Source organism: Streptomyces sp. NPDC058401, assembly GCF_042722885.1.
GTDB lineage: Bacteria > Actinomycetota > Actinomycetes > Streptomycetales > Streptomycetaceae > Streptomyces.
Map to the genome: position 1 here is coordinate 68,948 of NZ_JBHXKA010000021.1, position 18,654 is coordinate 87,601.

The following is an 18,654-nucleotide window of genomic DNA, read 5'->3' on the forward strand; positions in this document are numbered from 1 at the left end:
GCATCCTCATCGGAAGGGTGCGTTCGACCGGGACCTGGAGGTGGCTGGATGTCCGGCTCGGCTGACGGCCCCGGGCACATCCGGGCACGGGAGCGGCGGCGCGGGCGGGGCTCGTCGTTCCACCGTCCCCGGCGCGCGATGCGCAGGGATCTGGCCCAGCTCGTCTGTGCGGTCGCCGGGCTGGCCCTGGGGGTGCTGGTCCCGAGGATCTCGCTGGGTCCCCAGGTGGACGCCGGACCCGTGGTGACGCTCCTGTTCACCCTCGGATTCGGTGTCATCAGCCTGGTGAGCATCATCTATTCGATGCTGTTCCTGGTCGTCCAGTTCTCCGCGACCACCTTCACTCCGCGCCTCGGCCTCTTCCGGGACGACCCGATCGTGTGGCGCGCGTTCGCCTTCACCGTCGGCGTGTTCGTCTTCAGCATCACCTCGGGGCTGGCCGTCGGTGCGCGCAAGGCGACCGTTTCGACCCTCGTTCCCGGCACCGCCATGGTGTTCACCCTGATCGCGCTCGCCCTCATGCGGTCGTTGCAGACGGGGGCGTTCCAGTCGATCCAGCTCGGCCATTCCCTGACCGCGATCGCCACGCGGGCGCACCGGCTGTTCGACGACCTGTACGTACGGCCGTACGACCCGGGCGCGGACGCGGCCTCACCGCCCGCGGCGGCCGGGGCCACCGCCGTCCTGTGGTCCGGGCCGGCGGTGGTGGTGCAGCAGATCGACGTACGCGCCCTGGTCGGCGCGGCGCGGGAGCGCGACTGCTCCATCGCCTTCCTCGTCCCCCCGGGAACGACGGTGTCCCGGGGCATGACGCTCGCCGAGGTGACCGGCGGCGACGTGTCCGAGGCGGTGCTGCGCGGCGCGCTGGAGACCGGAGTCGAGCGCACCTTCGACCAGGACCCCGACCTGCCCTTCAGGCTCCTGGCCGACATCGCGCTGCGCGCCCTCTCCCCGGCCGTCAACGATCCGGCCACGGCGGTGGAGAGCCTGGACCGCATCGAAGACCTGCTGACCCTCCTCGCCGGCCGCGAGCTGAGCGTCGGTCACTTCACCGATGCGGCGGGCCGGTTGCGGGTGACCGTTCCCGTGCCGGACTGGGAGCGGTACCTGCGCACGGCCGTCGACGACCTCCTCTACGCCGCCGCCGGCTCCCCGATGGCCCTGCGCAGGATGCACGACCTGCTGGGCAGGCTGGCGGAGCGGGCCCCGGAGAGCCGGCGCGGGGTCGTACGGGACCGGCTCCACTGGGTCGACCGGTCCGGGCGCGAGCGGTACCCGCTCACCTGGCCCGCGCCCGAAGCCGGTTGACCGGTGGGCCCGCCGGCGGCCTCATCCCGAGGTGCGGTGGGCCCCGCCCCCCGTCGCGTGCGCGCTGCCGATGCCGTCGAAGGCGTTGACGTGGGCGGCGGGTACGTGACTCTCGTTGGCCTCGCTGCCCCGGCCGAAGTGGTTCAGGAGCAGGTTGAGGAGGACGGCGACGAGGCATCCCGCCGTGATGCCCGACCCCAGGACCAGGGCGACGGGCGCGGGGAGCCGCTCGTAGAAGTCGGCCGATGCGACGGGGAAGAGACCGAAGGCGAGGGCGACGGACACGATGATGCCGTTGTGCCCGGTGGCCAGGGAGGCCTTGGTCAGGGTCCGGATCCCGGCGACGGTGATCGAGCCGAAGAAGACGACGGCGGCCCCGCCGAGCACGGGCAGTGGCACGAGCGCGACGAGCGAGCCCAGGACCGGCACGAGGCCCATGAGGGCCAGGATCGCTCCGCACAGGGTGACCGCGTACCGGCTGCGGATGCGGCTGATGGCGACCAGTCCGACGTTCTGCGCGTAGGCGGTGCTCACGAAGGCGCCCAGGACGCCGCCGAGTGCGGTGCCCAGCCCCTGGGCGCGCAGACTGCCCGCGATGACGCGGGGGTCGACCGGGCGGTCGACGACCGAACCCACCGCGATCAGGGAGGCGGTGGATTCCGTCATGGAGACGAGCATGATGACGAGCATGGTGGCGATGACCGGCACCTCGAACTGCGGGGCGCCGAAGGCGAACGGTTCCGGGAGTGCGAACAGCGGTGCCTGGGACAGGGCTTGGAAGTCGACCTTGCCCATCGGCACCGCGGCGGCCGTGCCCGCGATGAGGCCGAGCAGGATGGCCACCCGCTGGAGGAAGCGTCCGCTGAGGAGCCGGTGCAGGAGCAGCGTGAAGGCGAGGGTTCCGGCGGCGAGTGCCAGGTTGGACGGCGAGCCGTAGCCGGAGGATCCGGGGTCGCCGCCCCGGGCCCATTCCCCGGCCACCGGCAGCAGCGACAGGCCGACCAGTGTGATGACGGAACCGCTGACGACGGGCGGGAAGAAGCGCAGGAGCCGGCAGAAGGCCGGGGCCAGGAGGAAGCAGACGGCCCCGGCGACGAGGGTGGCGCCGAACACGAGGGGCAGGGTGTCCTGCCCCCGTGACACGGAGGCGGCCAGCACCGGGGACACCACGGCGAAGGAGACGCCGTTGGTGACGGGCAGCCCGGCCCCGACGCCCCAGAAGCGGAGCGTCTGGGCCACGGTGGTCAGGCCCGCGACCAGCAGGCTCGCGGCGAGCAGCGCGGTGAGCTGCGCCGCGGTCAGGCCGAGGGCGCCGCCGATGATCAGCGGCGGCGCGGCGAGGCCGGCGTACATGCTGGCCACGTGCTGCAGGGCGGCGGGGACCATCCGCCGTGCGGGCAGCACCTCGTCCGCGGGGTGGACGGGGAGGGGCGGAGCGGGGCGTTCGTGCGGGAAGAGCGTTGGGGAGCGCAAAAGGGAGAGTCCCTCCGAGAGACCTCCCGGCCGGCGGGCGGCGGGGACGGTCGGGGGCGAAGCACGGCCGGAAGAGCCGGACAAGTGGACGGACTTGCCCGGAGGGAGACGGGAATCGTGCCGGTTTCCGGGGTACGGGGAACGAGCGGATTCCTCATTGCGGAATTTACTTTCCACTGTGGACGACTGCGACCCTACGAACCGACCCCCCGGCCGTCAACTCCTCCAGGGGGTCGAATCGATTCCTTCGATTCTTTGGATGTACGCACAATCACCGTTGACCGGGGCCTCCGGCCTTGGCTGGGGCGCCCCGCCGCCCTACGGTGTGCGGCTATGCCAACCCAAGACGATCTCCACGGCGATCTCCACCGACCTTCCGAGGGCGAAATATCCCCCTATCCCCCGCTGGACCCCCGCCGAGCCGCAGCCGTGCGCGAGCGGCTCGGCCTCACGCACGGCCAGGTCGCCTGGGCCGTATCGGCCTTCCAGGGGCACCCGCTCCACCCCGGCACGCTCGCGGCCTGGGAGCAGGGGACGCTCGTACCGACGGGGCATCAGATCAAGGCGCTGGCCGCCGCGTTGTGGTGTGCGCCGGGCGATCTGCTCGGCGCACCGGCCACGCTCCTGCAGTGCCGGACGCTCCTCGGACTGACGGTGGAGCAGGCCGCCACGGGCGTCGGCATGACCCGCGACCGCTACGCCGAGGCGGAGCGGCGCAACCGCTGGCGCGGGTCGGGGCGGCAGACCCAGGCGCTGTTCGAGGTGCTCAGGCCGCCGCCCGCCTGCTACGTCGGGGCGTGCGGCAGGACGGGGCAGTTGCGCGTACTGCTGCGCGAGGCGGTCACCGGGTGGTGGCCGAACTACGTGCGCCCCGTCGCGAAGATCGTGCCCGTGGAGCCGGCGGAGGTCCACCGGGCCCTGGAGCGGCTCCACTTGGAGTACCAGCGGATCGACAACCACGGCCGGACGGGCACCGCCGCCGAAGCCGTAGAGCGCGAGGCCCTGGCCTTCCTCGACCGGATCGACGAGCAGCTGTGGCAGCAGCTGCGCCCCCGGGGAGCCTGACTCCGCCCGCCTCCCGGATCCCGGGTCTTGACACGGTCCCCGCCGCGTGAGGCACTAGAGCCACCCAGCCATACGGAAACTGCTTTCCGCATCGTGGATGATCCGTTCATGCAGTCTTCGGCAGGGCCGTCGGGGCTCGCTCACCCCACGGCACCCCGGTTCGGGCAACTCTCCCCTTCCCCGTTTCCCAGGGCACCTCCATGCCCTCGCCCCCGGGCCCTCCTGTCGCCCGCTCGACTGCGTCATCGCACCGGTCCACACGGCCCCCCGAGGCTTCGGCCGCGCCCCGGCGCGCCCCTCCCCCGGCGAACGCCGTGCCACAGCAGTCCTGGAGGTACCTTCCATGTCGCCCACCGCCACGCCCGGTTCCACCCCTCCCCCCGCGCCGGACCCGGCCGCGGCCCCCGCCGGGGCCCCCGCCGCGAAGCATCCCGTCGACCAGACCCTGCCGTTCGGAAAGCTCCTCGGCGCCGGGCTCCAGCACGTGGCGGCCATGTACGCCGGTGTCGTCGCCCCGCCCCTGGTCGTCGGCATCGGCGTGGGACTGGGCCAGAGCGAGATCGCGTTCCTGATGAGCGCCAGCCTCTTCGCCGCCGGCATCGCCACCCTGCTGCAGACGCTCGGCTTCTGGAACATCGGCGCACGCCTCCCCTTCGTCAACGGCGTCTCCTTCGCCGGCGTGGCCCCGATGCTGGCCATCGCCAAGGCCGAGGGCCCCGAGAACGCACTGCCCGTGATCTACGGCGCGGTGATCGTGGCCGGGGTGTTCGGCTTCCTGCTCGCCCCCTGGTTCTGCAAGCTCATCCGGTTCTTCCCGCCCGTCGTCACCGGCACCGTGATCACGCTGATCGGGCTGTCCCTGCTGCCCGTCGCCTTCAACTGGGCCCAGGGCGGCAACCCGCGCGCCGAGGACTACGGGGACGTCAAGTACATCGGCCTCGCCGCGGCGACCCTGCTGATCACCGTGGTGCTCCGCAGGGTGCTGCGCGGCTTCCTCAAGCAGATATCCATCCTGCTCGGACTCCTCGCCGGCACCCTGATCGCCCTCCCCCTCGGACTCGCGGACTTCAGTGCCGTCACCGACGCCGACGTGATCGGCTTCCCCACGCCGTTCCACTTCGGCGCTCCGCAGTTCGCCGTCGCCGCGATCGTCTCCATGATGATCGTGATGATCGTGTCGATGACCGAGAGCACGGCCGACGTGATCGCCCTCGGCCAGATCGTCGACAAGCCCGCGGACGAGAGGACCCTCGCCGCGGCGCTGCGCGCGGACGGCCTGGGCACCGCGCTGAGCCCGGTCTTCAACGGCTTCGCCGCCAGCGCCTTCGCGCAGAACGTCGGCCTGGTCGCCATCACCAAGGTCCGCAGCCGCTACGTCGTGGCCGCGAGCGGCGGCATCCTCATCCTGCTGGGCCTGTGCCCGTTCCTCGCCTCGGTCGTCTCCCTCGTACCGCAGCCCGTCCTCGGCGGCGTCGGCCTCGCCCTGTTCGGCACGGTGGCCGCCAGCGGCATCCAGACCCTCGCCCAGGCAGGCCTCGAACGCGGTGACAACGTCCTCATCGTCGCCATCAGCCTCGGCATCGGCGTGATCCCCATGGCCAGCGAGGGCTTCTACCACGGCTTCCCCGAGAGCATGCGCATCATCCTCGACTCCGGCATCAGCACCGGCTGTGTCGCCGCGGTCCTGCTCAACCTCGCCTTCAACCACATCGGCCGCCCCGACCGGGACGAGGTCAAGGAAGGGGAGCCCGCTTCCGCCGTGCCCGTGCACTGACGCCGGACGGCCGGCACCCGGTCCTCCCGTGTGCCGGCCGTCCTGCCGCCCTACCGGGATCAGGCGTTCGGGGAGAGCTCCGCGCGCACCCGGCGGGCCGCCTCGACGAGGTGTTCCAGGGAGGCCCTCGTCTCGGGCCAGCCTCGGGTCTTCAGACCGCAGTCGGGGTTGACCCAGAGCCGTTCCGCGGGGATCGCCCCGAGTCCCTTGCGCAGCAGGGCCGCCGCTTCCCCGGCCGAGGGGATGCGGGGCGAGTGGATGTCCCAGACTCCGGGGCCGACCTCGCGCGGGTAGCCCGCGCCGGCGAGCTCGTCGGCGACCTGCATGTGGGAGCGGGCCGCCTCCAGGCTGATGACGTCGGCGTCGAGGTGCTCGATGGCCTCGACGATGTCCCCGAACTCCGCGTAGCACATGTGGGTGTGGATCTGGGTGTCCGGCCGGACGCCGCTGGTGGTGAGGCGGAAGGACTCGGTGGCCCACGCCAGGTACTCGGCGTGGTCGGCGGCGCGCAGCGGCAGCGTTTCGCGCAGGGCGGGCTCGTCGACCTGGATGACCGAAGTGCCGGCCGCCTCCAGGTCGTCGACCTCGTCGCGGAGCGCGAGTCCGACCTGGCGCGCGGTCTCGCCGAGGGGCTGGTCGTCGCGTACGAAGGACCAGGCGAGCATGGTGACCGGGCCGGTGAGCATGCCCTTGACCGGCTTGGCCGTCTGCGCCTGGGCGTACGCGGTCCAGCGGACGGTCATCGGGTCGGGGCGGGAGATGTCCCCGGCGAGGACGGGCGGGCGGACGTAGCGGGTGCCGTAGGACTGGACCCAGCCGTGCTGCGTGGCGAGGTAGCCGGTGAGCTGCTCGGCGAAGTACTGGACCATGTCGTTGCGTTCGGGCTCCCCGTGCACGAGCACGTCGAGGCCCGTCTTCTCCTGGAAGGAGACGACCTCGCGGATCTCGGCCCGGATGCGCTCCTCGTAGGCCTCCGTCCCGATGCGTCCGGCGCGCAGGTCGGCGCGGGCGGTGCGCAGTTCCGTGGTCTGCGGGAAGGAGCCGATGGTGGTGGTGGGGAGCAGCGGCAGGCCGAGGTGGGTGCGCTGGGCGGCGGCGCGTTCGGCGTAGGGCTGGGCGCGGTGGCCGTCGGCCTCGGTGATCGCGGCGGTGCGGGCGCGGACGGCCGGGTCGTGGGTGATCCGGGAGGCGGTACGGGAGGCCAGGTCGGCCCGGTTCGCGGCGAGTTCGGCCGCGATCGCGTCGGTTCCGCGGGCCAGTCCGCGGGCCAGCGTGCTGATCTCGGTGGTCTTCTGGCGGGCGAAGGCGAGCCAGCGCCGGATCTGCGGATCGATGTCCCGCTCGGCGTCGGCGTCGATCGGGACGTGCAGCAGGGAGCAGGAGGCGGCCACGTCGACCCGGTCCGCGAGGCCGAGCAGGGTGCCGAGCGTGGTCAGTGACTTCTGGTAGTCGTTGATCCAGATGTTGCGGCCGTTGACCACGCCGGCGACCAGGCGCTTGCCTGGGACGCCGCCGACGGCGGCGAGGTCGTCGAGGTTGGCGGCGGCCCGGTCGGTGAAGTCGAGGGCGAGTCCCTCCACGGGCGCCTTCGCGAGGACGGGCAGGGCGTCGCCGAGCCGGTCGAAGTAGGAGGCGACGAGCAGCTTGGGGCGGTCGGTGAGGCCGCCGAGCTCGCGGTAGGCGCGGGCCGCCGCGTTCAGTTCGGCCGGGGTGCGGTCCTGGACCAGGGCCGGTTCGTCGAGCTGGACCCATGCGGCGCCCGCCGCGCGCAGTTCCGCGAGGACCCGGACGTAGACGGGCAGCAGCCGGTCGAGCAGGGCGAGCGGCTCGAAGCCGGCGGCCACGCCGGGTGCGGGCTTGGCGAGGAGGAGGTAGGTCACCGGTCCGACCAGCACCGGGCGGGCCGTGTGGCCGAGGGCCAGGGCCTCCTTCAACTGCGCGACCTGCCGGTCGGGTTCGGCGGTGAAGAAGGTGTCGGGGCCGAGTTCGGGGACCAGGTAGTGGTAGTTGGTGTCGAACCACTTGGTCATTTCGAGCGGGGCCACGTCCTGGGTGCCGCGCGCCATCGCGAAGTAGCCGTCCAGGGCGTCCGCCGCGACGGCGGCACGGTGGCGGTCGGGGATCGCGCCGACCATGACGGTGGTGTCCAGGACGTGGTCGTAGTACGAGAAGTCTCCGGTCGGGACCTCGGTGATGCCGGCCTCGGCGAGCTGGGCCCAGTGGGTCCGGCGCAGGTCGCGGGCGGTGTCCCGGAGGGCTTCGGCGCTGACGCGGCCCTTCCAGTAGCCCTCGACCGCCTTCTTCAGTTCCCGGTTCTGCCCCTGGCGGGGATGGCCGTACACGGTGGCCCGTACGGGCGTGGCGGCCGGCGTGGCTGCGGGTGCCGGCGTGGCTGCGGCTGCGGACTCGGTGGTCACGGAACTCTCCTTCGCGAGCGTGTCTCCATGAACCCGGTGACGGGTCGCGGAGGCGAAGGGTGCCGGAACGGGCGGACCGCCGGGGTCGCGTACGGCTGGGTACGCGACGGGAGGATCCGCCTGAGGTGCACGCCGACCCGCCCACGAGGTCACCGGGAAACCGTGCGCGGTCGATCGCGCACGGGCAACGGGCAGGTCTTCGGACTCGCGGGCTCGCGGACCACGAAGGTCCGCACCTACTGGCCGTCGCTTCCCAGGACCGGTTCCGGTCCCAGTGCGTATGACGGCGGTCGTTCCCGCTCACCGCTGCGGGGCAGTCCCGGATTCCCACCGGGTTCCCTCTTACGACGCATCCCGCCTGGCGGACGGGGGCGAACCAGCTGCGAGGCCCACAGTAGGGCGGGCGACCGGGGAACGGGCACGCCTTCCCACATGTCGGACGGTGAAATGGGACACGCGCGGCTCCCGGCCGCCCGGCCGGACAGCCGAGTTCGGCCGAACGGGCGAATGACGCTGACGGGTCGACACATGACAAAGAGTCACGATTATGCTAATTGTGGTCAATTGTCCGATTGTGGGTTGTACTGGACGGCAGGCAACACCGTCCAGGAACTGGAGCGTTACGTGGCATCCACCACTCTCACCGTCTGGAAGTTCGCCACTCCCGAGGGGGCGCAGCAGGCGGAGTCCGCCCTGCTCGCCCTGCAGAAGGAGCAGCTGATACAGGTGCACGACGCGGCGGTCGTCACCTGGCGCGAAGACGCCAAGAAGCCGAAGACCCGGCAGCTGAACAGCCTCACGGGAGCCGGCGCGCTCTCCGGCACCTTCTGGGGGATGCTCTTCGGGCTCCTGTTCTTCGTACCGCTGCTCGGCGCCGCCGTGGGTGCGGCGGCCGGAGCCATCGGCGGATCGCTGTCCGACGTCGGCATCGACGACCAGTTCATCGACGAGGTGAAGTCCGAGGTGAAGCCCGGCACTTCCGCCCTGTTCCTGCTCTCCTCCGACGCGGTCGTCGAGCGGGTGCGCGGCGCCTTCCCCGGCGGGCAGGCGCAGCTGATCCGCTCCAACCTCTCCGGCACGCAGGAGCAGCAGCTCCGCGAGGTCTTCGCGGCCTGAGGACCCACACCCCGAACCGACGCCGTGGCCCTGGGCCGGGGGCTCCTCCCCCGGTCCCGGGCCACGGCGGTGCTTCGCCGCCCCGTGCGGATTTTCCGCCGAGCCGAGGAAAGGACCCGCGCGGTGAGCGTTCCGCGGACGGCAGGACCCGACGCCAAGGCCGCGAACGGCCTCGTACCCCCCTGGCTGCGCCGTTACCGCGGCCGATGGCTGCGGGGCGACACGCTGGGGGCCCTCACCGCATGGGCACTGATCGTGCCGGAGTGCGTGGCCTACGCGCAGATCGCCGGGGTCCCCCCGCAGAACGCGTTCTACGCGGCCCCGGTGGCCCTCCTCGTGTACGCGCTGCTGGGCCGCTCCCACTTCCTGCTCATCGGGGCCACCTCCGCGGCGGCCGTCCTGTCGGCCGCCACCGTCTCGGCCGTCAGCCCCTCCCCGCAGGACGCCGTCGGCCTGTCGGCCGCCCTCGCGGTGATCGTCGGCGCGGTGCTGCTGGCGGCCGGGCTGGCCCGGCTCGGGTTCCTGACCAACTTCCTCGCCGAACCGGCCCTGGTCGGCTTCCTGTTCGGCATGGCGCTGACCATCGTCGTGCGGCAGGCCGCGAAGCTCGTCGGCGTGCCGGGCGGTGACGGCAACTTCTTCGAGCGGCTGTGGACCGTACTGTCCGGAGCCCCCCACTGGTCCCTGGTCACCCTGGCCGTCGGGGCGGGCGCGCTCGCCGTGCTGTTCCTGCTGGAGCGCTTCGTACCGCGCCTGCCCGCCTCCCTGATCGTCCTGGTGGCGGCCCTCCTCCTGTCGGCGGCCCTCGACCTCGACGGCCACGGCGTCGAGACCGTCGGTCACATCCCCTCGGCCGTGCCGGTCCCCCACCTGCCGGGCATCCCGGCCGCCGACTGGATCGCACTGTTCGGCGGCGCCCTCGGCGTGGCCCTGGTGGTCTTCGCCGAGGCCTTCAGCATCGCGAGCCGCTTCGCCCGGGAACACGGCCAGGAGGTGGACCCCGACCGGGAGATGGCCGCCGTCGGCCTCAGCAACATCGCCGTCGGGTTCTTCCGCGGTTTCGTCGTCTCCGGCAGCGCCTCGCGCAGCGCGGCCGCGGCCGGAGCGGGCGGCCGGACCCCGATGGTCTCGCTCATCGCGGCGGGGCTGATCCTGCTGACCGGCGCCTTCCTCACCCCGCTGTTCACGGACCTGCCGGAGCCGGTGCTCGGCGCCATCGTCATCTTCGCCGTACGCGGCTTCCTGCGGGTCGGTGAACTGCGCCGCTACTTCCGCCTGGACCGGCCCAGCCTGTGGGTGGCGCTCACCTCCCTGTTCGGTGTGCTCCTCTTCGACCTGCTGCCCGGACTGCTGCTCGCCGTCGCGCTCTCCCTCGCGCTGTTCGTCGGCGCCGCGAGCCGGCGCAACGTGGCCGTCCTCGGCCGGCTGCCCGGGAGCCGGCTGTACGGAGACACGGCCGGTCACGCGGACGCCGCCGTCGACCCCGCCGTCCTCGTCGTACGCCCCGACGGCAGCCTCTTCTTCGGCAACGTGAACCGGGTACGGCTGGCCGTGCTGGAGCAGCTGCGGACGTCCCCGGTGGCGCCCCGGGCCGTCGTCCTGGACCTGACCGCCTGTTACCAGCTGGGCGTTCCCGTCCTGGACACCCTCGGGGAACTCCGCGAGGAGCTCGGCCGCCGGGGCCTCGCCCTGCACCTGGCGCGGCTGCGCTCGCCGGCCGCCGCGGAGCTGGCCCGGCACCCGCTCGGCCGTCACCTGGGCGCGCGCGGGGTGCACCGCACCGTCGACGAGGCCGTATCGGCGGCGGAAGCCGGGCGGCCCGAACTCCCCCCGGATGCAGCTCATTAGTTTGTATGTCAGGTTTTATCCAGAAGTTCCGAAAGGGGAAGGATTTTCATGAAACGTCTCCCGATCGCCGCGGCCCTGGGCGCGGCCGCGGCCCTGTTCCTCACCGGCTGCTCCTCGGACGACCCGAGCCCCAAGGAGCAGGCGACCCAGGCCGCCTCGGAGCTCTGCACCGGTCTCTCCACCCTGAAGGCGGACCAGGCCAAACTGGCGGCGCTGGACCCGGCTTCCGCGACGAAGGACCAGATCAAGGACGCCGTCGACGCGGTCCAGACCGACTGGGACAACGTCTCCTCCTCCCTGAAGGACCTGGGAGCCGCGAAGAAGTCCGCGGTGGGATCCGCCGTCGGCGATCTCAAATCCGGCTTCGGGAACCTGCCGGGCGACACCACGGGGTCCGACGCGCTGACCCAGCTGAAGCCCCAGATCCAGAAGTTCGACGAGACCCTCGTCGCGGCCTCGGTGGGCGTCACATGCCCCTGACCCCCACGAGGATCCGCGGCGCCTGCGGCGCCCTGCTCGCAGCGGCGGTGCTCGCCACGACGGCCGGCTGCTCCGACTCCGACGGTGACGTGTCGACCGGGGTGTCCAAGGCGGCCTCGGCCGCCGCCTCGGTCCAGTCGCAGGCCGCCGACGCGGTCGACTCGGCCAGTGCGGCCGCGAAGAAGAAGCTGGACGAGGTCAAGGACGGGGTCGACGCCAAGGACGCGGTGACGCTCGGCAGCGTCTCCACCGACGGGGACGGGCTGTCGGCCGTGACGGTCACGGCCCGCAACACCGACGGGTCGACGAAGTCGTTCGCCGTCCAGGTCGACTACAAGGACGCCTCCGGCAATCCGCTGGACACGGTGGTGGTCACCGTCTCCGACGTGCCCGCCGGCCAGTCCAAGGACGCGACCGCGCGCAGCACCCACAAGCTCTCGGGCGAGGTCCGCACCACCGTCGCCACCGCACTCAGGTACTGACTCCCGGCCACCCCCGCACGCCCCGCCCGGCCCCCGCGACACCCCGGATTTCGACCCGGGCGCGGCGGGCCGGGCGGGGCGCTGTGCCGAGGGGAGGCAATCGCCCCATGGATTACAGGTCGAGCTGGTACTGGACCGTCGTGTGCGTGGGCACGTAGCCGAGGCTGTCGCTGATGTGCCTCATGTGCGTGTTGCTGTCGGCGGTGTCGGTCAGGAGGCCGCCGAGGTCCGGGAGGCGCCCGTGGGCCTGTCGGATCGACTCGGCCTTCATCCACCGGCCGAGGCCGTGTCCGCGGTGCTCGGGCAGCACGGCGGTGCCGTAGTGCTGGCCGTCACCCCTGCCGTTGCCGGGGACGACGAGTTCGGTGAACCCGGCGATGGAGCCGTCGGTCGTGTCGATGGCGACGACCGTGTGGAGCTGGTCTCCGCGGTCGTGAACGGCCTTGGCCGCGGCCCGGACCCGGTCCACGTCCCAGAGCGTGGTGCCGTGGTCGGTGTCTTCCATGGGCATGTCGTCCATGGCGCGGCGCGAGGCGGCGAACGTCTTGGCGAGCTCGTCGGGGACGGTCCCCTCCCATGACTCCAGCCGGTAGCCGGGGTGCGGACGCCCGATGATCCCGGCGAGGGCGGCGAGGTCCACGTCGGCCAGGGGCAAGCGGGCGAACCTCAGGGTGAGCACCTTGCGGAAGCCGTGGGCCGGCAGGAAGAGATCGCCGGGCGATCCGGCCTCGGCCTGCGCGCTGACGCAGCGTCGGGCGTTGTCCCGGGCGGCGGCCACGGCGGCGTCGAGGAGCCGGGAGCCGACGCCCTGGCGGCGCTCCGTGGGATGGACCTGGAGGGTCAGCTCGGCCAGGTGCGCCTGTCCGCCGTCGAACAGGCGCAGGAAGGCCGTCCCCAGGGGGATGGAATCGGCATCGGACGCCAGCCAGGCGAGGCGTCGGCTGTGTGCCCCGTGTGCGGGGTCGGTCAGTGGAGTGATGCGGAGCGACAAGGTGTCTCCGTCGTCAGGAGGTGGCAGAGGTCGGTACGCGGGCTCACCTGCTGGGCACTCGTGCGCATGAGCTCCACACCTCCTCGTCGACGAGGCCGGTCCTGATCGTCATGGACGGCTCGGGCGAACCTAATCCGCCCTGCGGTTTCCTGGCAACGGGTTTCTACAGCGCCCCGGCCGGCGCGGGCAGCGGCGGGAGGGACGGCTCGGAGAGCCAGGCACGGAACAGGTCCTCCAGCGGTCCGGTCGCGAAGCGTGCCGCGTGCGCGGCGAACCCGGCCGTGGTGACCACGCCGTGGCGGTTCACGGTGGCCCACTCCCGCAGCATGCGGAAGAACGGGCCGTCCCCCAGCGCGCAGCGGATCGCGTGCACGGCGAGGCCGCCGCGCTGGTAGAGGCGGTCGTCGAACATCAGCTTGCGCCCCGGGTCGGCCAGCAGGAGGTCCTGCGGCTGACCGGACAGCAGGCGGTGTGCGGAGGCCGCCAGTTCGTGCGCGGTGCGGCCGCCGGAGCGCTCCGACCAGAGCCATTCCGCGTACTTCGCGAAACCCTCGTTGAGCCAGATGTGCCGCCAGTCGGCGATGGTCACGCTGTTGCCGAACCACTGGTGCGCGAGCTCGTGGGCGATGAGCCGCTCGGAGCCGCGTACGCCGTCCACGTGGTTGGCGCCGAACAGGGAGAGCCCCTGGGCCTCTACCGGTACGTCGAGTTCCTCGTCGGCGACGACCACCGCGTACTCGCCGAAGGGATAGGGGCCGAACAGCTCCTCGAACAGCTGCATCATGGCGGGCTGCCGCGCGAAGTCGCGGGAGAACCGGGGCAGCAGGTGCGCCGGTACGTGGGCGCTCTGCGGGACCCCGCCGAGCCCGGGGTCGCCGAGCAGCACCGTCTGGTACATGCCGATGGACAGGCCGACCAGGTAGCTGGAGGTCGGCGCCGGCTGCTCGTACACCCAGGTGGTCGTGGAGGCACGGGTCGTGCGCGTGAGCAGCCGGCCGCCCGCGACGACGGTGTAGGCGGAGGGGGTGTTGACCGAGATCTGGTACGAGGCCTTGTCCGCGGGCCGGTCGTTGCACGGGTACCAGGTCGGGGCGCCGACCGGCTGGCTGGCCACCAGCGCGCCGTCGGTCAGTTCCTCCCAGCCGAGCCCGCCCCAGGGGCTGCGCACCGGTGTGGGGTTGCCCGCCCAGTGCACCTCCACGGTGAAGGCGGCGCCGGCGGGCAGCGGCTTGGGCGGCCGGATGCGGAGCTTGCCGCCGCGGTGGCTGTAGTGCGGCGCCCGGCCGTTCACCAGGACCCGGCCTATTTTGAACTCGGCCAGGTTGAGGTGGAACTCGGTGAGCGGCGCCCGCCCGGCGATCGCGCTGAGCCGGGCCGTCCCGGCGAGCCGGTTGGGTCCGGGACGGTACTCCAGAGCGAGTTCGTACCGGTGCACGCGGTAACGGGGGTCGCCGTTGGCCGGAAAGTACGGGTCCGATGCCGCTGTCTTCTGGCCGTTCACTGCCGCTTCCGCTCCCTGCGTTGTGCTCGTACGACGTGCTGGTGGTGCCGGGACCGGGAGCCCGCTGCCGGGCCCGGACCCCTCGTTCAGGACCGCCACGCCTCGATCGGGTTGCCCAGCCAGCGGGTGTCGGCGGGAACGGATTCCCCGGCCATCACGAGGGAGGCGGGACCCAGTGTGCTGCGGGCCCCGACCGTGCTCCCGGGCAGGACGATTCCGCCCGGGCCCAGGGTGGCGCCCTCACGCAGGACCACAGTATCCGTCCTCAAGATCCGGTCGTGGAAGAGGTGCGTCTGCAACACGCAGCCCCGGTTCACGCTGACCGCGTCGCCCAGGGTGACCAGGTCGGTCTCGGGCAGCCAGTAGCTCTCGCACCACACGCCCCGGCCGATCCGGGCACCGAGCGCGCGCAGCCACAGGGACAGCACCGGGGTACCGGGCACCGAGCCGACCAGCCAGGGCACGGCCAGCACCTCGACGAAGGTGTCGGCCAGCTCGTTGCGCCACACGAAGCCGCTCCACAGCGGGTGCTCGCCCGTCCGGTGCCGGCCGACCAGCAGCCATTTCGCGGCCGCCGCGACCACGCACGCGGCCGCCCCGGCGGTGAGCAGGACCGCTCCGGACAGCAGCGCGGTCGCCCACGCGCCGGGCCCGTCCGCCCCGGCGAGCGTGCAGAACGCCGCCACGGTGAGGACGCCGAGCGCGGCCGAGCAGAACACCGGGACGAGCCGGCACAGCTCGACCAGCCCGCGCGCCCACAGCAGCCGCGCGGGCGGATCGTAGGTCCGGCTCTGGTCGGAGTCGGCGGTGGACCGCGGCAGCCGGACCGGCGGCAGGCCCAGGTAGGAGCTGCCCTTCTTGGCCTTCTTCGGGGTGGCGGACAGGACGCCGACCAGCCCGTCGTCCGGTACGGAGCGGCCCGGCGCCGTCATTCCGGAGTTGCCGAGGAAGGCCCGGCGGCCGATCTCGGAGTGGCCGATCCGCAGCCAGCCGCCGCCCAGCTCGTAGGGGGCGGTCAGGGTGTCGTCGGCGAGGAAGGCGCCCTCGCCGACGGTGGTCAGGCTCGGCAGCGCGAGCACCGTGGACACCTCGGCGCCCCGGCCGATCTTCATGCCGAGCAGCCGCAGCCACACCGGGGTGATCAGCCCGGCGTACAGGGGGAAGAGGGTTTCCCGGGAGAGGTCCATGAGCTGGGTGACCGTCCAGGCCTGCCAGCCGATCCTGCTGTGCGTGGGGTGGACGCCCGTGCGCAGTCCGAGGCTGAGGAGGCGTACGGAGACCAGGATCAGGGCCGCGTACGCGAACCCGAAGGCGAGCGCGCCCGGCACCACGGCGAGCAGCGCTCCGGCCAGGGCCCGGCCCGCTCCGGCGTCGGCGGGCACGAACCGGGTGGCCACGAGGAGGGCGGGCAGGGCGGCGAGCACGGGCAGCGAGGTGAGGCAGAACCCGGCCGCTCCGTAGGCGGCGCGCCAGGGCAGACCGCGCGGCGGGCGTTCCTTGGGCCAGTTCCGCTTGGCCTTGCCGAGTTTCCCGGCGGGGGCTCCGGCCCAGCGCTGGCCGGTCGGGATCTGGCCGACCACGGCGGAGCCGGGGGCCACCTCGGCCCGCTTGCCGACCCGGGCGCCGGGGAAGAGGATGCTGCGGGTGCCGACGACGGCGCCCGCGCCGACCTTCACGGCGCCGATCTCCAGCCGGTCCCCGTCCAGCCAGTGGCCGGAGAGGTCCACCTCGGACTCCACGGCGCAGCCGCGGCCGAGTTTGAGCATGCCGGTGACGGGCGGCAGCGAGTGCAGGTCGACCTCGGGGCCGATCTTGGCGCCGAGGGCCCGTCCGTAGCGCTCCAGCCAGGAGCCGGTGAGCGAGGTCGCGCCGGAGTACTCGGCGAGCCGCTCGGCCGTCCACAGCCGCAGGTGAACGTTTCCGCCGCGCGGGTGGCGCCCCGCCTTCACCCCGCGCAGCAGCAGCCGGGCGCCGCCGGCCGCGATCGCGAGGCGGCCGGGCGGGCTGAAGAGCAGTGCGGCGCCGGCGGCGACGAGCCACCAGGAGGCGGCCGGCGCCCACGGATAGGCCCCGAACCAGTGCAGTACGTTGCCCAGGGCGAGCACCGCCACCGTCCAGCGCAGGCCGACCAGGGTGAACAGCGGGAGCAGCAGCAGGGACTGGATCACCTTGGTCCGCAGCGGCACGGGCGCGATGGTGCGGACCGCGCCGTCGTCCTGCGCGGACTTCTCCAGGTGCCGGGCCAGCTTGCGCAGGGTGGGCTGCTGGTAGATGTCGAGGACGGCCGCGCTCGGGTAGCGGGTGCGCAGCCGGGTGGTGAGCTGGGCGGCCGCGAGGCTGCTGCCGCCGATCGCGAAGAAGTCGTCGGCGGCGCCGGTGACGGCCACGCCCAGGGTCTCGCTCCACTGCTCGGCGAGCCAGGCCTCGGTCCCGTAGAGCTGCTCGGCGGGGCCGCTGGTCTCCAGTTCCGGGAGCGGCCAGGGCAGGGCGCCCCGGTCGACCTTGCCGGACGTGCGGGTGGGCAGTTCCGCGACCGGTGCGAGCAGCGGTACGAGGGCTGCGGGCAGCTCGGAGCGCAGCCGGGTCACGGCGGCCGCGTGGTCCCAGCCGTCCTGGGTGACCAGGTAGCCGACGAGGAGCTGGTTGCCGCTGCGTGCGGTGCGGACGGCGGCGGCCGCGCCGGCGACCCCGGGCAGGGCCTGGAGGGCGGCGTCCACCTCGCCCAGCTCGATCCGGCGGCCGCCGAGCTTGATCTGCTCGTCGCCGCGGCCCAGGAAGACCAGTCCCTCGGGTTCCGCGCGGACCAGGTCGCCGCTGCGGTAGGCGCGCTCCCAGCCGAGGGATTCCAGCGGGGCGTACTTCTCGGCGTCCTTCGCGGGGTCGAGGTAGCGGGCCAGGCCGACGCCGCCGATGACGAGCTGGCCGCTGCCTCCCATGGGCACCGGTTCGCCGGATTCGTCGACGACGGCCAGTTCCCAGCCGTTCAGCGGGAGGCCGATGCGGATCGGCTCCTCGCCGGTCAGCAGGGAGGCGCAGGCGACGACGGTGGCTTCGGTGGGGCCGTAGGTGTTCCAGACCTCGCGGCCCTCGGTGACCAGGCGCTGGGTGAGCTCGGGCGGGCAGGCCTCGCCGCCGAAGATGAGCAGCCGGACCTCGTTGAGGGTCTCGGGCTCCCACAGGGCGGCCAGGGTCGGGACCGTGGAGACGACGGTGATCTCCTGCTCGGCCAGCCAGGGGCCGAGGTCGGCGCCGCTGCGGACCTGGGAGCGGGGCACGGGCACGAGGCAGGCGCCGTAGCGCCAGGCCAGCCACATCTCCTCGCAGGAGGCGTCGAAGGCCACGGACAGTCCGGCCATGACCCGGTCGCCGGGGCCGATCGGCTCCTCGGTGAGGAACAGCTCGGCTTCGGCGTCCACGAAGGCGGCGGCGCTGCGGTGGCTGACGGCCACGCCCTTGGGCTTGCCGGTGGAGCCCGAGGTGAAGATGATCCACGCGTCGTGTTCGGGGCCGGGGCGGGCGGCGGGTGCGCCCGCGGGGGCGGCCTTGCCCGGTGCGGCGACCTCGATCCGCTGGTCGGCGCCCAGCACGGCCCGTACTCCGGCCTCGCCGAAGACCAGGTCGGCCCGCTCGTCCGGGTCCTCGGCGTCCACCGGTACGTAGGCGGCGCCCGCCGCGAGGACGGCCAGGATGCCCGCGTACAGCTCGTTGGTCCCGGACGGGACCCGTACGCCGACCCGGTCGCCGAGGCCCACTCCGGCGGCCGCGAGGGCCCGGCGGCGGAGTTCCACCTCGACGGCGAGGGCCCGGTAGGTCAGCCGGGCGGCTCCGTCGTCCAGGGCGAGCTCTTCGGGGTGGGCCCGTACGGAGGCCTCGAAGACGTCGATCAGGGTGCGGGCCGGGGCGGCGGGTCCGGCGGAGAAGAGGGCCGATTTGCCGGACTCCCCGGGTCCCTCCCCGGCGTCGGGCGCGCGTCCTTCGCCGAGCCCGGTCCCGTCGTCGAGCAGAGTGACTTCACCGTGCTCTGGTGTGGCTGCCATCGGCCCTCGCGTCGTGTTCCCGGAAGCCTCCGGGTCGCCGGGCGGAGCCCGGGTCTGCCCAGGTTGTTCCGGTCCAGCGCCAAACAACCCGCCAGTCTAGTGCGACATCAAGGATTTTCTGGTTCAAGCCTTGCGCATGGCCGGTAAGGGACGGTAAAAGGC

12 protein-coding genes and 1 riboswitch are annotated in these 18,654 nt (G+C 72.8%); of the genes, 7 read left to right on the forward strand and 5 right to left on the reverse strand.

Going from position 1 to position 18,654, the window contains the following annotated elements; translation table 11 throughout:
- The first annotated feature begins 48 nt into the window (after positions 1 to 48).
- On the forward strand, positions 49 to 1,308 hold the full coding sequence (locus ACFWNV_RS10930) for a DUF2254 family protein (RefSeq protein WP_383943818.1): 1,260 nt from the start codon (positions 49 to 51) through the stop codon (positions 1,306 to 1,308).
- A gap of 21 nt (positions 1,309 to 1,329) precedes the next feature.
- Here ACFWNV_RS10930 and ACFWNV_RS10935 read toward each other — a convergent pair whose 3' ends face one another.
- Entirely contained in the window at positions 1,330 to 2,781 is a 1,452-nt protein-coding gene (locus tag ACFWNV_RS10935) for a nucleobase:cation symporter-2 family protein (protein ID WP_383943821.1), read from the reverse strand.
- A gap of 333 nt (positions 2,782 to 3,114) precedes the next feature.
- On the opposite strand from ACFWNV_RS10935, the gene ACFWNV_RS10940 reads away from it, so the two are divergent.
- Entirely contained in the window at positions 3,115 to 3,846 is a 732-nt protein-coding gene (locus ACFWNV_RS10940) for a multiprotein-bridging factor 1 family protein (protein ID WP_383943824.1), read from the forward strand.
- 343 nt (positions 3,847 to 4,189) lie between these two features.
- Positions 4,190 to 5,620: a nucleobase:cation symporter-2 family protein gene (locus ACFWNV_RS10945; RefSeq protein WP_383943827.1), complete on the forward strand. Its 1,431-nt coding sequence runs from the start codon at positions 4,190 to 4,192 to the stop codon at positions 5,618 to 5,620.
- A 59-nt stretch (positions 5,621 to 5,679) separates the two neighbouring features.
- On the opposite strand, the gene metE is transcribed toward ACFWNV_RS10945, so the two are convergent.
- Complete coding sequence (gene metE, locus ACFWNV_RS10950) at positions 5,680 to 8,037, reverse strand: 5-methyltetrahydropteroyltriglutamate--homocysteine S-methyltransferase (RefSeq protein ID WP_383943830.1); 2,358 nt, start codon at positions 8,035 to 8,037, stop codon at positions 5,680 to 5,682.
- Between the two features lie 172 nt (positions 8,038 to 8,209).
- Positions 8,210 to 8,433: riboswitch (cobalamin riboswitch) on the reverse strand.
- A 228-nt stretch (positions 8,434 to 8,661) separates the two neighbouring features.
- On the opposite strand from metE, the gene ACFWNV_RS10955 reads away from it, so the two are divergent.
- The 4 genes from ACFWNV_RS10955 (at position 8,662) to ACFWNV_RS10970 (ending at position 11,963) form a co-directional block, all read left to right on the forward strand.
- Positions 8,662 to 9,153, forward strand: coding sequence for a DUF1269 domain-containing protein (locus ACFWNV_RS10955; RefSeq protein WP_383943833.1), 492 nt, complete (start codon positions 8,662 to 8,664; stop codon positions 9,151 to 9,153).
- Positions 9,154 to 9,276: 123 nt separating this feature from the next.
- Positions 9,277 to 11,001 carry a SulP family inorganic anion transporter gene (locus tag ACFWNV_RS10960; protein ID WP_383943835.1) on the forward strand — a complete coding sequence of 575 codons (1,725 nt, stop codon included), beginning with the start codon at positions 9,277 to 9,279 and terminating at the stop codon, positions 10,999 to 11,001.
- Positions 11,002 to 11,049: 48 nt separating this feature from the next.
- On the forward strand, positions 11,050 to 11,481 hold the full coding sequence (locus ACFWNV_RS10965; protein WP_383943836.1) for a hypothetical protein: 432 nt from the start codon (positions 11,050 to 11,052) through the stop codon (positions 11,479 to 11,481).
- Positions 11,472 to 11,963 (forward strand): FxLYD domain-containing protein, encoded by a 492-nt coding sequence (locus tag ACFWNV_RS10970; protein ID WP_383943839.1) that lies wholly within the window; start codon positions 11,472 to 11,474, stop codon positions 11,961 to 11,963. The genes ACFWNV_RS10965 and ACFWNV_RS10970 overlap by 10 nt, the downstream gene beginning before the upstream one ends.
- A gap of 112 nt (positions 11,964 to 12,075) precedes the next feature.
- On the opposite strand, the gene ACFWNV_RS10975 is transcribed toward ACFWNV_RS10970, so the two are convergent.
- The 3 genes from ACFWNV_RS10975 to ACFWNV_RS10985 form a co-directional block, all read right to left on the reverse strand.
- A complete protein-coding gene (locus tag ACFWNV_RS10975) occupies positions 12,076 to 12,954 on the reverse strand; it encodes a GNAT family N-acetyltransferase (RefSeq protein ID WP_383943842.1) in 879 nt (292 codons plus the stop codon).
- A gap of 163 nt (positions 12,955 to 13,117) precedes the next feature.
- Positions 13,118 to 14,455: a M1 family metallopeptidase gene (locus tag ACFWNV_RS10980; RefSeq protein WP_383943844.1), complete on the reverse strand. Its 1,338-nt coding sequence runs from the start codon at positions 14,453 to 14,455 to the stop codon at positions 13,118 to 13,120.
- An 86-nt stretch (positions 14,456 to 14,541) separates the two neighbouring features.
- The gene (locus ACFWNV_RS10985) at positions 14,542 to 18,492 is read right to left on the reverse strand and encodes a Pls/PosA family non-ribosomal peptide synthetase (RefSeq protein WP_383943847.1); all 3,951 of its coding nucleotides are present in this window, start codon (positions 18,490 to 18,492) and stop codon (positions 14,542 to 14,544) included.
- Between the last annotated feature and the right edge of the window lie 162 nt (positions 18,493 to 18,654).

Excerpts from the sequence above, each read along its gene's own strand:
- ACFWNV_RS10930 (WP_383943818.1), top strand. The coding sequence starts at position 49 with ATGTCCGGCTCGGCTGACGGCCCCGGGCACATCCGGGCACGGGAGCGG.
- ACFWNV_RS10940 (WP_383943824.1), top strand. The coding sequence starts at position 3,115 with ATGCCAACCCAAGACGATCTCCACGGCGATCTCCACCGACCTTCCGAG.
- ACFWNV_RS10945 (WP_383943827.1), top strand. The coding sequence starts at position 4,190 with ATGTCGCCCACCGCCACGCCCGGTTCCACCCCTCCCCCCGCGCCGGAC.
- ACFWNV_RS10965 (WP_383943836.1), top strand. The coding sequence starts at position 11,050 with ATGAAACGTCTCCCGATCGCCGCGGCCCTGGGCGCGGCCGCGGCCCTG.
- ACFWNV_RS10970 (WP_383943839.1), top strand. The coding sequence starts at position 11,472 with ATGCCCCTGACCCCCACGAGGATCCGCGGCGCCTGCGGCGCCCTGCTC.
- ACFWNV_RS10985 (WP_383943847.1), bottom strand. The coding sequence starts at position 18,492 with ATGGCAGCCACACCAGAGCACGGTGAAGTCACTCTGCTCGACGACGGG.